The organism is Brevibacillus ruminantium (assembly GCF_023746555.1).
GTDB classification, from domain to species: Bacteria; Bacillota; Bacilli; order Brevibacillales; family Brevibacillaceae; genus Brevibacillus; species Brevibacillus ruminantium.
In genome coordinates this window covers 973086-985719 of sequence record NZ_CP098755.1, presented here as the reverse complement: position 1 = coordinate 985719, position 12634 = coordinate 973086, and the positions used below count along the sequence as shown (strand labels likewise).

Annotated in this window: 11 protein-coding genes and 1 pseudogene; 5 read left to right on the top strand and 7 right to left on the bottom strand. The window is 52.1% G+C overall.

What is annotated here, in order from left to right:
* Window positions 1–88: 88 nt before the first annotated feature.
* From NDK47_RS04810 to NDK47_RS04785, 6 genes are all read right to left on the bottom strand, one after another.
* Window positions 89–985 (bottom strand): hydroxymethylglutaryl-CoA lyase, encoded by an 897-nt coding sequence (locus tag NDK47_RS04810; protein WP_251873733.1) that lies wholly within the window; start codon window positions 983–985, stop codon window positions 89–91.
* Window positions 986–992: 7 nt separating this feature from the next.
* Window positions 993–2348, bottom strand: a complete 1356-nt coding sequence (locus tag NDK47_RS04805) for a tripartite tricarboxylate transporter permease (RefSeq protein WP_251873732.1) — start codon at window positions 2346–2348, stop codon at window positions 993–995.
* A 4-nt stretch (window positions 2349–2352) separates the two neighbouring features.
* Window positions 2353–2790 carry a hypothetical protein gene (locus NDK47_RS04800; RefSeq protein WP_251873731.1) on the bottom strand — a complete coding sequence of 146 codons (438 nt, stop codon included), beginning with the start codon at window positions 2788–2790 and terminating at the stop codon, window positions 2353–2355.
* On the bottom strand, window positions 2787–4061 hold the full coding sequence (locus NDK47_RS04795; RefSeq protein WP_251873730.1) for a hydroxymethylglutaryl-CoA reductase, degradative: 1275 nt from the start codon (window positions 4059–4061) through the stop codon (window positions 2787–2789). The genes NDK47_RS04800 and NDK47_RS04795 overlap by 4 nt, the downstream gene beginning before the upstream one ends.
* Window positions 4062–4424: 363 nt before the next feature.
* On the bottom strand, window positions 4425–4994 hold the full coding sequence (locus NDK47_RS04790; RefSeq protein WP_251873729.1) for a helix-turn-helix domain-containing protein: 570 nt from the start codon (window positions 4992–4994) through the stop codon (window positions 4425–4427).
* A 332-nt stretch (window positions 4995–5326) separates the two neighbouring features.
* Window positions 5327–5944, bottom strand: coding sequence for a GntR family transcriptional regulator (locus NDK47_RS04785; protein ID WP_251873728.1), 618 nt, complete (start codon window positions 5942–5944; stop codon window positions 5327–5329).
* A gap of 201 nt (window positions 5945–6145) precedes the next feature.
* Between NDK47_RS04785 and garR the strand changes: the two genes are divergently transcribed.
* The 5 genes and pseudogenes from garR (at window position 6146) to NDK47_RS04760 (ending at window position 11439) form a co-directional block, all read left to right on the top strand.
* Window positions 6146–7039, top strand: coding sequence for a 2-hydroxy-3-oxopropionate reductase (gene garR, locus NDK47_RS04780; protein WP_251873727.1), 894 nt, complete (start codon window positions 6146–6148; stop codon window positions 7037–7039).
* Between the two features lie 89 nt (window positions 7040–7128).
* Window positions 7129–7522: pseudogene (locus NDK47_RS04775) on the top strand (GntT/GntP/DsdX family permease); the annotation flags it as partial.
* Window positions 7523–7555: 33 nt separating this feature from the next.
* The gene (locus NDK47_RS04770; protein WP_251873725.1) at window positions 7556–8992 is read left to right on the top strand and encodes a four-carbon acid sugar kinase family protein; all 1437 of its coding nucleotides are present in this window, start codon (window positions 7556–7558) and stop codon (window positions 8990–8992) included.
* 360 nt (window positions 8993–9352) lie between these two features.
* Window positions 9353–9802: a MarR family winged helix-turn-helix transcriptional regulator gene (locus NDK47_RS04765; RefSeq protein WP_251873724.1), complete on the top strand. Its 450-nt coding sequence runs from the start codon at window positions 9353–9355 to the stop codon at window positions 9800–9802.
* Entirely contained in the window at window positions 9799–11439 is a 1641-nt protein-coding gene (locus NDK47_RS04760; protein ID WP_251873723.1) for an MDR family MFS transporter, read from the top strand. The genes NDK47_RS04765 and NDK47_RS04760 overlap by 4 nt, the downstream gene beginning before the upstream one ends.
* Before the next feature lie 151 nt (window positions 11440–11590).
* Here NDK47_RS04760 and NDK47_RS04755 read toward each other — a convergent pair whose 3' ends face one another.
* Window positions 11591–12622: a hypothetical protein gene (locus tag NDK47_RS04755; RefSeq protein WP_251873722.1), complete on the bottom strand. Its 1032-nt coding sequence runs from the start codon at window positions 12620–12622 to the stop codon at window positions 11591–11593.
* Window positions 12623–12634: the final 12 nt, after the last annotated feature.

Here is a 12634-nt window from a genome sequence, read left to right as displayed (position 1 = left end):
CCTATTTCTATCATTATAATAGAAATAGCCGCAAAGCAGTAGACAAAAAACAAGAAAAAGGCCACCAAACGATGGCCTTCCCAACCTGCTATTCACATATTTGCATCCGGTGACTCGGAAATCTTCGCCCCATTTTCTCCTGCAAAAACCGCGCAGCCGTCACCAGTTTGTCGGGTTCAACCCCTGTATCCATTCCCATGCCGTCGAGCAGGTACAGCAAATCATCTGTAGCCAGATTACCTGATGCTCCCGGAGCGTAAGGACAACCGCCCAGCCCCCCCAGCGCGCTGTCAAAGGTGGAGATTCCCATCTCTAGCGCCACCAGGACGTTGGCCATGCCCATTCCCCGCGTATCGTGAAAATGAAGCGCCAGCCTCTCCGCCGGAAATCTCTTCAGCAATATCTCCAGAACGTCGCGCACCTGGCGAGGATGGGCCACGCCGATCGTATCGCCAAGCGAGACTTCACTGACTCCCATGTCCAAAAGTCTCTCCGTCACGCGAATAACCTCATCCACGGATACTGCTCCCTCGTACGGACAGCCAAAGACGGTGGATACATAGCCGCGAACGGATTTTCCTGCTGCCAATGCGGCTCTTGCCGTTTCCTGCAGGATCGGATAGGTGTCTGCGATCGATTTGTTGATATTCTTTTGATTATGCGTTTCACTGGCTGACAGAAAGATTGAGACTTCATCCACATGGACGGACAAGGCACGCTCCAGTCCTTTCGCATTGGGGACCAGCGCTGCATACGTCACACCCGGTACCCGCTCAATTCCCGCTGCTACCTCTACAGCGTCAGCCAATGCCGGAATCCATTTGGGATGAACAAACGACGTGATTTCGATATACGACAAACCGGAGCGGGACAACTGATTGATCCAGGCAATCTTGTCTTCTGTCGCCACGAAGTCTGGCTCATTTTGCAAGCCGTCCCGCGGCCCCACTTCCTTGATGATAATGCGTCTTGGGTCCATGTTCATCGTCATATCATGCTCCCAGCAGCTTTGCCATCATGTACGTCGAGCCGTAGAACACCATGAACTGCACACCGGAGCTGACGCCCAGCACGCGGTTCAGCAGACCGCCCACGGTCGCCATGATCAGCGTCAGCATGACCCCGACCAACTGCGCCTCGTGGAAAGCGAGCAAGCAGACCAGACCGATAAACATGCCGACAATGGCTTCCTGGCTGATGTGCTTCATGACAAATACCGTCGCTGTCCGCGCGTAGTTCATGGCAAACGGATAGGCAATCACGGTCGCGATCAGCAAACCAATCAGGCCGTACAAGAAGAAATCCCACGGCGTGAGCATATTATGCAGATTGTTGACCGGATCGCTCGTAAAGACAGGCGGTGCATTAAACAACGGGGAAGCCGGTCCCAGGGCAACAGGGCTGAGCGGGATGCCAAATGCCAGCAGCGGAATCACGGTTTCAGCGATATAGGTGGACTCCGTCACACCGTTCATGGTAGCCAGACTGGAGGTCGACTTTTTGTAGACGCCTTTGTTTCGAGAGCTGACGATCTCTCCCATCAGCGAGGTCATCCCTACCGGGCTAAAGGCAAACGTCAGCGACGATACGAACGAAGTGGCGGCGGTATGCGCCGTCTGTCTTGCGGTCAGCACGCGAAACGGATTGGGGAAAAACCCCTTCCACGATTTGTTCTCCGGTGCCAGATGGTACTCTTTCGCCTGGGAGCGAACCAAGCTTTTGCGCGCGCTCGATGACAAGGAAATCAAAATGTCAGAGAACATCGGCCCAATGGCGATCCCTAAAAAGAAGCTGATGCTGAGGTTTTTTTCCGTCAGCGAGAAGCTGTACGTGCCGATGCTTTTGATGAAGAAGGCAAACGGAATGATCATCAGGACGCTGACCCATTTTCCTTTGGAAAAATAGGCAATCAGAATCGCGGCGAGCGTAAAAATCAATCCCGAGGACGCTTTGAAAAAGTCTGCGAACTGTCCGAGAAACTGACCAAACAAAACGGCTGTTGGCAGCGCGATAAAAGCACCGATCAGACCGCCAGACAGCATTTTGCGCAGCGCCACGTGAGGCAAGCCCAATCTGCGCAATGCGGAGGCGTGGTCAATCAAAGGCACTGCCGTCGTATCACCCGGCACCCCCATCAGGGCGGTCGGTATGGCATGCGTCAAATGCTTTGACAAAACGGCGGCCATGAAAAAGGAGAAAACGGCTTCAGGCGGCGCCCCGAGCAAAATGACGAGCAAGGTAAAAGGCACCATGATAGCGGTTTCATCTGTTCCCGAAACGAGGCCGATCAAGGTAAACAGCACAGCCCCCGCCAATGCAAGCAAAATGGAAATCATCAGGACACTCATGGATTCACTTCCCTCCACTTCGCTTAATGGTTTCGAGAATTCCCAGCTCTTCTACTTCTTTTCGGGTGACGGGATCATTCTTGATCAGATCGTACTCCTCTTTGGGATCGGCCTGCAGATCAAGCAAAATCTCTTCAAACCCTTCTGACGAGGTCTCCGCCTCGGTCAACACGCGGCTGGGCGTAAAAAAGCGGGCATTGATCACCAGGGCGACCAAACTCCCCCCGATGCCCAGAAGCAAAGAGTAGGACGGGACCATTTTTTCACTGGCAATCGCGGGGAAAATGGCTTTCCCCAGAAAATAGCAGCCGAGACTGGCCACGATGCTGATGATAACAGATAAAAGAAGACGGGAGGGGACAACGGTATCCCCCAAAATTTCAATGTATTCCTGTGAAGTCGACGAAGCCGTTTTTTCTCTCACGACAGCTTCTGTTTTCATGGGCAACCTCCTTTTTGCAATTGTTTGGTCAACTCCAAAATGCGATCGTACCGGACGTCTTTTTCGGCGATGGCTTGCTGTACCACCAGATCGATCTGGTCATCGGCAGCACCTGCCATCATGGCGAGATTACGGGCGTGCAAGGCCATATGCCCCCGCTGGATCCCTTCGGCTGCCAAAGCCCGCATGGCCGCCAGATTTTGCGCCAAGCCGACAGCCGCAATGCAGCCGGCTAGCTCCTCAGCCCGCTTGATATCCATGATTTTCAGCGCCACACGGGCCGTTGGATGCGTCTTGGTCGCTCCTCCGACAATCCCGACTGCCATCGGAACTTCGATCGTCCCGACGAGATTTCCCTCCTGGTTACGCTCCCAGCGCGTCAGCGAGCGATAGCGTCCCGACACGGCCGCGTAGGCATGCGCCCCTGCTTCGACCGCGCGCGTATCATTGCCTGTGGCCAGTACGACCGCAGAAATCCCGTTCATGATGCCTTTGTTGTGGGTTGTGGCCCGATACGGATCAGCCTCGGCAAATTCATAGGCGCGAATGATATTGGACACGACCTCTTCCCCGCCCAGCTGTTCGCAGGAAAACACGGCCCTTACCCGTACCAGACGCCGGTCTGCCAGATTGGAGATAATCCGCAAAACCACGCGGCCGCCAGTCACTTCTTCAATGTAGGGTGCCACTGCTTCGGCCATCGTGTTGACCGCATTTGCTCCCATTGCATCGCGGGTGTCGACCAGCAGGTGCAGCACCAGCATGGAGGCAGCTCCGCGCTCGATTACATAGGCCTCGATGTCCATCGCGCCGCCGCCCAAAGAAACCAGGGTCGGGTCCTTCGCATTGCAGCGCTCCAGGATTTCCTGCTTGTTTTCGTAAACTCTCGCCATGGCCCCGTACGGATCAGCCAAATCGACGACCTGAACCTGCCCGCGCATGACGGAACCGCTCAGGGATGTGTGAAAACCGCCCAAATCATAGGCTGTTCGCGCCGCATTGCTGGCCGCCGCGACGACGGATGCCTCCTCTGTCGCCATCGGAATAAATCGGTCTACTCCATCAATTTTAAAGTTGGTGGCGACCCCCAGCGGAATGGAGATCATCCCGACCGCATTTTCAATCATCGCGTCTGCGATGCGCAAAGGAAAGGCAGTTTCTCCGGAAAACACCTGCTTCTCTTCCTCGCTCAATCCTCTTTCTTTTGCCACCAGTTCCAGTCGTTGTTCTGCTGACAGCTTGTAAAATCCTGATACTCGGCTGGTAACCATCATTCACTCTCCTGCTTCTTCGTTGACTTTTCGTGATACAGTGCCGATCTTTCCGCATTTTCTGGGATTCCCTTTGATAAAGCGCTTACAGAAAGACCGGAATCTTTGATGCTTTCGTGAGGTTTGTGCACTAGATGCAACTATGTTTCCTTTAATTCAACTTTGTTGAATGAATACATACTACTATAGGTTGCCGTTCTCTGTAAATACCAAAGATTCAAAGGATTTTTCCAGGCCAGGCTTTTCAGCGAGAGGGTGGGGGCTTTTACCGTACCAGGCAATCACTCGGTACGGTAATGGGGGTTTTTTCGAAGGCAATCGGAAGAAAAAACAAAAGCGGCATTGCCCGGTAGAAGACGGCCGTCAATGGGTCGGGGACGGCTGGATAAAGACACTCAATACTTTGGCTTCCTTGTCGCCGTGGGGGAGAAAAATATGCGGCTTGTCTCCGGAGAAATAAGCGGTGTCTCCCTCCTCCAGCAGGTATCGCTCTCCATCGTAGAACAGCACGATCGTACCGCTGACGATGTAAATAAACTCCTCTTCCGGATGGGTAAAGGGCTCGGTCATGGAAATGTCAGGAGGGACCGTCACCAGCACCGGTTCAATTTTGCTAAATCGGGAGCGGTTGGCCAGTGTTTCATATAAATAGCCCATTTCCTTGCTTCCGATTTTCGACGTCCGCTGTTTGCTTGGCAACAGAACCAAATGCTCATCGCGGTTTTCTTCGAGGAACCAGGCCAACGGGGTTTTCAAATGCTCTGCGATTTTTGACAGGGTTGCTACGGCTGATGCCGTTTGCCCGTTTTCGATTTTCGACAACAAACTTTTGGTAAATCCGCATCGATCCGCCAGCTCTTGCTGCGTAAATCCCTGGCTCAATCTCGCTCTCCTGATGCGTTTCCCGATTTCAGATAAATCGATGACAAACATCCCCTTCTCCTTTTTTTCATGATTGATTATATCGATTTGCTCCGCAGTCATCAACAAAGTTGAATCTTGTTCAATCTACATTGACTTATGCAATTAAGAAAAATTACTCTGTACGCCAAAAAACCCTTCTCGATACCCGCAGGGCAACAGGAAGGGTTTGTAGCTGGTTGAAGCTGGTTTCCGGCAGGGTTTACAGCCGGGTTTGCAACAAGGTTTACAGCCGGATTCACAGCCAGGTTCTCAGCCAGGTTCTCAGACGGGTTCTCAGCCAGGCTCTCAGCCGGGTTTACTACAGGGTTCACAGCCAGGTTACGCTCCTTACCCGTTCATCACTACGCTTTCAACAGGTGAAGACAAAAATCCAGATCGGCCTGCAAATGCTCCTGCATCAGCCGTTCCGCCCGGTCTCCATCATGAGCGCTGATGGCCTGGTAGATCTCTTCATGCTCATCTATCAGAAAAGGGCGCTTGTGGTAAACCACTGTTTTTCTGAACAAATAGATAATCGATTGCATCCGATCAATGATATCAATCATCTGCGGATTGTTGCTGGATTGCACGATAATATCGTGAAACTCTTTATTTGCTTTCATCGTCTCTTCGATCGTGCCGTTGCGCGCCGTGGTGATGCACGCATAGAGCCGCTCCAAGGTTTCCTCGCTCATATACGAGGCTGCACAGCGCGCAGAGAATCCCTCCAGCAGGATGCGCACCTGAAAAATATTGCGCAAATCCATGCTCGATGGATTGACGACTCTTTTCTGTTTGATCAGCCCTTCTTGCTCCAGCTTGCGGATCGATTCCCGGACGGGTGTCCGGCTGACCCCAATCTCTTCGGCCAATCGCTCCTCCACCAGTTTTGTGCCTCGCGGAAGCTCGCCGCTCAATATTTTATCTCTTATATACTCATACGACGATTGATACGCCAGTTGAAACGGTTGCTTGCCCATGTAGATAACCTACTTTCTCACACCAATAATCCTGTCTCTTTTGGTTGTCTATAAAAAGTATAAAGTCCAGCACCTTCTTTTGAAAGGCAAAATAACAGGCATTTTGTATACAAAATGTAAATAATGTATACAAAATAATAAACATTGTGTACAATCATGAAAACTATCCGTACCACTTACTACATACGAGGAGGACATACAATGAAAGTCGGCTTTATCGGGCTTGGCATCATGGGCAAACCCATGGCTCACAATCTGCTGCGCAAAGGTTTTGATCTCACGGTTTACGACATCAATGAACAAGCCGTTCAAGAGCTGGTGGGGCACGGTGCATCCAGCGCAGCTACTCCCCGAGAGGTTGCAAATGTAAGCGCAATCATTGTCACCATGCTGCCCAACAATGAGATCGTAAACCAGGTGATCATGGGTGAGGACGGAATCATCCACGGCGCCAAAGCAGGTTCGATTGTCATCGATATGAGCTCCATCTCCCCTGTCGTCAGCAAACAGCTCGCTGCTGCGCTGAAAGAACATGGCATACACATGCTGGATGCCCCTGTCAGCGGCGGCGCGCCGAAAGCGATCGACGGCACACTGGCGATCATGGCAGGCGGAGATGAAGAGGTGTTCCAGCAGGCCCTTCCTGTGCTGACCACCATGGGCAAAGAGGTGACCTGGGTAGGCGAACATGGCTGCGGGACGATGACAAAGCTGGCCAATCAGATCATCGTCAATGTAAATATCGCCGCCATGTCTGAAGCACTCGTCTTGGCCGCCAAAGCGGGTCTCGACATCGAAAAGATGTATCAGGCCATCCGCAGCGGATTGGCCGGGAGTGCGGTCCTCGACGCCAAAGTTCCGATGATCCTGGAGCGAAATTTTCAAGGCGGCGGACGAATTGACATCAACCTGAAGGATTTGACCAATGTCAAGGAGACCGCCGAGGCCATCGAGGTGCCCATCCCGTTAACCCGACAGGTGCTGGAAATGTTCCAATCGCTTACGGCGGACGGAAAACAAACGGATGACCACTGTGGAATCGTGCAGTACTATGAAAAATTTGCGAACGTCACCGTAGAAAAACAAAATCCTTGAACTACTCCCTGATCGGGGTTGCCTTTGTCACCGCTCTCAGCATTGGGCTGATCATCTCTCACAGTATGGTCGCCTCCACGCCGTGACCATTGGTCAACAAAAGCGGCATCGGCAACTACCTAAACGAAACGATGCAAAGCTGGACCATCCCCGTCCTGCTGCTCGCTTTCCTCTTCTCCCAGATCTTGCGGGCATCGCTCGGCTCGGCAACCGTCGCACTGGTGACGACCTCCAGTATCCTGGGTCCGCTGGCTGTCGATTTGGGCGTATCGCCTCTGCTCTTGGGTCTGGCGATTTGTGCCGGCGGCGTCGGTTTGTCGCTGCCAAATGATTCGGGCTTCTGGGTCGTCAGCCAGATTGGAAATCTGACCATTCCGTAAACGCTGAAAGCATGGACCATTGGCGGTTTTCTGGCAGGCCTGACCGCTCTTGCCATGGTATATGTGCTGAGTGGAGTTTACAGGGATATTACCGGGAATATGAGTAAAGGATGATTGATAGCTTGTGAGAAACAAAATGAGAGCAGCAAAAGAAGTGTTCGACAACCTGTCGGCAGTAGATACACGGATCGTGGATGAGCTACTGGCGAAAGAATGGCAGCGCTTTGACAAAAAAATCGTCGTGCTGGATGATGACCCCACGGGTGTGCAGACTGTTCATGGCATCTCCGTTTTCACGGATTGGTCGGAAAAGTCCATCGAACAAGGATTTTTGGAAAAGAATCGCCTGTTTTTCATTCTGACCAACTCCAGGAGCTTGATCGCCAGCGAGACAGAAGCGGTCCACCAGGAGATTGGGCGAACGGTCAGCCAGGTGGCAGCAAGACTGAACCAGCCCTTTGTCGTGATCAGCCGGGCGGATTCCACTCTTCGCGGTCATTACCCGCTGGAGACAGAGACACTGAAAGCAGCCATTGAAGCGCAAACGGACATTGTGTTTGACGGCGAGGTATTGATTCCATTCTTCCAAGAGGGTGGACGCTATACCATTGACAACACCCACTATGTGCAATACGGGGCTGAGTTGGTACCGGCTGGCGAAACCGAATTTGCCAAAGACCGGACATTTGGCTATACCAAGTCTCATTTGGGAGAATGGGTGGAGGAAAAATCAAACGGGGCCTACAAAGCGGCGGATACTACCTATATTACGCTAGAGCGGATTCGGACACTGGAGATCGACAAAATCACCGATCAACTGCTTGCTGTCCAAGGCTTCCAGAAAATCGTGATCAATGCCGTCGACTATGTGGATGTCAAAATCGTGACGATCGCACTGCTCCGGGCCATGATGGCCGGCAAGAACTTCATGTTCCGCAGTGCGGCGGCCTTGCCCAAAATCATCGGCGGGATCAGTGACAAGCCTTACTTGACGAGAGAAGAGCTTGTCACTGAGGAGACCGGTCATGGCGGTCTTATTATCGTCGGTTCCCATGTCAAGAAAACGACTGAGCAGCTGGAAGAATTGAAAATGTGCCCGTCGATCCGCTTCATTGAGTTTGACTGTCATCTGGTGCTGGAGCCGGATCGCTTCCAATCCGAGATCGACCGGGTCATTGCGCTTGCGGAAGAGCTTCTTGCCTCCGGGCAAACCGTGACCGTGTACACCAGACGGGAGCGCCTTGATCTGGGCGAGCACAGACAGGACGAGGAACTGCTGCTTTCGGTGAAGATTTCTGATGCCGTGACCAGCATTGTGGAGCGGCTGACCGTGCGGCCGAGCTATCTGATCGCAAAAGGCGGGATTACCTCCAGCGATGTTGGCACCAAAGGCCTTCGGGTCCGCAGAGCCACGGTTGCCGGGCAAATCAAGCCGGGTGTCCCTGTCTGGATGACAGGTGAGGAGAGCCGGTTTCCCGGGATGGCGTATGTGATTTTCCCGGGAAATGTCGGCACCAAAACCACACTGAGAGAAACCGTCGAGATCCTGACGGGCCGAGTTCTTTCCCCCTAGGCAGCAAAAGGAGGCGTGCGACGAGACAGACTCGCAAAACGCCTCCTTTTTGCTATGCTCATCGCTTTCGTTTTCATCTCTTCCGTTTCCATCCCCTTTCTCATTTCATCCCTTTGCAATCCATCTGCTTCTTAATCTCTTCGCCAGGTTCAATTGCCAGGATACACCGAAACGTTCTTCCACCCACCCGAATTTATTCCGCAGGACTCTGCTGCCTTCGTAAAGAAGTGGGCTGTAAACAATTCCCTCCCACAAGTAATTTGACTTTATGGGTCCATCTCCTCTATACTGATTAATGTTTTAGTAGGTAAAATATTTAGGTGGTATATCATTTCCACCCTTCAATAGGAGCGGTGAGCCATGACGGATCAGGATAACGTGATGCATTTTGTGGAGTATTATGTGGAGTTTCACCGGAAGATATCGACGGAGTGGCACAGGCGTTTGGACCGAATTATTTCTGGATCACAAGCCATGATTTTGAAAACGTTAGGTATGAAAGGACGGCAAAAAGTCTCTACGCTGGCCGAAATGCTGCGGATCACGCCAGGAGCGGTTACGAGCCTCTCGGATAAATTAATCGTCAATGGGTACGCTACCCGGATTCGGGATGAGACCGATCGCAGAGTTGTCTATCTGGAGATTACCGATCAGGGGCGAGAAGTGATGCAGAAGTATCGCGCAGAGAGCCGGGCGGCCGTGAAGCAATTTTTCGCCGGCTTATCTGAGGAGGATATCCAGCACCTGACGCGCATTTACGAACAGGTATTGCAAAATCTACACCATGGAAATGAGGGGAAATGCGAATGAAAGATTTGACGGAAAAACGGAAAATCACGATTATGATCGCGATTATCACGTCCTTATTCTTTTCCGCCATCAACCAAACGATCATTGGGATCGCCATGCCCCGCATTATTGCCAAACTGGGCGGGATGGAGTACTACTCCTGGGCGATTACCATTTATCTACTTACATCCACCGTGGCATCCGTACTGGTGGGGAAACTCTCTGACATTTACGGCCGAAAACCGTTTATCCTCTCAGGGATTAGCTTGTTTATGATCGGTGCCTTTTTATCCGGTTTTTCCGGAGATATTTTTCAACTGATCACCTACCGCGCGATTCAAGGGGCCGGTGCAGGGATTATCATGTCTACAGCTTTCACCGCCATTGGCGACTTGTATGAACCGCGGGAGCGAGCCAAATGGTCCGGGGTCATGAGCGCTGTCTTCGGCGTCTCCAGCGTGGGCGGTCCGATCCTCGGCGGTTACATCGTCGATCATCTCGACTGGCACTGGGTCTTCTGGATCTTCCTGCCGCTGGGCATCATTGCCTTTCTGCTGATCCTGCTCAATTTCCCCAAAGTGGAAAAACGACCAGGAGAGTCTGTCGATTACACGGGTTCTTTGTTCTTGACGCTAACCATCGTGCCTATGCTTCTCGCCTTTTCCTGGGCAGGCAGCGGTCCGGATAAATACGCCTGGGGTTCCTGGCAAATCATCGGATTACTGGCCGTAACGATTGCTTCTTTGGCCATCTTTCTCTGGACACAGACCCGGGTCAAAACACCCGTGCTTCCACTCGGCTTGTTTAAGAACAGTATCTTCACCGTCTCCAACCTGGCTGGCTTCTTCCTGAACGCCGGGATGATGGGCGCCATCATCTACTTCCCCTTCTTTGTCCAAGGGGTGAAAGGAATCTCGCCTACGCTGGCCGGCTATGTAGCAATGCCGATGTCGATCGCGATGCTGCTCACCTCTGCTATATCTGGTCAGATCATGACCAAGACGGGCAAATATAAAAAAATGGCGATTGGCGGGTTGATCGTGATGACGATCGGAATGAGCCTGATGTATTTCATGAACCCTGCTACGCCAATCTATGAGCTGGTCCTGCTCATGATCCTGCTTGGACTTGGAATCGGGGTTGCGATGCCGGTGTTCTCGCTGACCGTGCAAAATGCCGTTTCACCTCAGCAATTGGGCGTGGCTACCGCGACTTCACAGCTTTTCCGTAACCTGGGCGGAACCATCGGGATTGCTGTCATGGGCAGTGTCATGAGTACCAATTTGGCGAAAAAAATGATGGAACTGACAGCTTCCACGGGGAACCAAATGAATGCAGCTCCTTCTGATCCCGCTCTGGCTGAAAAATTGGCGCTCTTCCAAAATCCGCAAAACCTGCTGGATCAGCCCAAAATTGAAGCGGCGCTCCAGAGCTTGCCGCCCGATTCCAAGGCTGTCTTTATGGCGATGCTGGACATGGTGCGGGAATCCATGAGCTACGCCATCACCACCACTTTCCTGACCGGTGCGATCGTAGCGGCTTTCGCTGTATTAATTACGCTTTTCCTCAAAGAGATTCCGCTGCGCTCCGGGAAAACCATGGCACCAAAAGCAGCAGGTCCCGAGCTCAAACCAAAAGGTGCGCCGGAAACAAATTGATTCAGCAAATAGAAAAGGGCATGGAGTGTTGAGACTCCTGCCCTTTTTCTCATCTGTCGCGTTTCTTTCCTTAAAATTGCCGTTCTCAAGTAGTTGGCCTTCTTAACTAATTGCCCTCTCAAGTAATTATCCACTCAAGTAATTAGCCTTCTCAAGATTGGCTGATTTCAAAATGTACGCGTGCTTTCGCCGCTACCTCTTCCGGGATTTTATAGCTGAGCGGCTCTTGATGCAACGTCTGAAAGAAGCTCATATCACTCGTCTGCAGCATCCCGATGGCAAAGCGGGGAATGAGGCGGACATGAACAGCCTGCTTCACTTCGGGATCGAGAGACAGATTGACTGCCGCATTAAAGCTGGCAAAGCCTTGTTCGGCCATGACAGCAAAAACATCTTTCACCCCTGCTGCGAAGTCTTCCCAGTCCTGTTCGGCAAGGTCATGTACGGAAAAAGCCCGCGGGAATATCGCTGTGAAATCATTATGGCCTTTGGGCGCATAGGCATGCATCCAGGCTACATTTCCACGCTCCCCGATCCACCGCTCCCCGAGCGATTTCTCGGTTTCATAGAGCGCCGTGAAATACTCCTGGTCATGCTCCTTTTGAAAAGCGATAGACTTCTCCCTGATCAGGCTTTGGTAGTTCGTCGGCGATTCGGATACGATCACATGAATATGCGGATGCAGAATGCTCCCCCCCGAATAAGGGAGGTAATTCCAGTTGATCGACGCATACCGCGCCTTCGGATCGGTCTCTGCCACCTTTTGAATATACCGCTGTGCCGCCAAAAACGCGTCCTTGATCATCGTAGTCGTGAATTCTTCCAACCGGACGTAATGCTGCCCGGAGAAAATCACCACGCCGTTGTGTTTGCTGTAGGGAAACAGATTGGGAAAAACCACGGCTTCCCCCTGCGTAATCCTCCCTTGTTCGGTAATCTCTTTGGGGAAAACGGGGGTGATTTTCCACAGATTTTCTGGACAAAACGGACATTTGGCGCCGCCTGTCTGTTCCGCTGCCTCCCGATAATCGGAAGGGGCGACAGCCAGTCCCGCATCAAAAACAAGCCGCGACGATTCACCGGTCAACGGATCGAAGCGAATCTCTGTTTTTCGTTCGATAGCATTTCCTTGGCTGTCAGAAAACGTGAACCATTCTTCTGCTTTTCGGAAATTTACGGTCATCATGCAATCTCC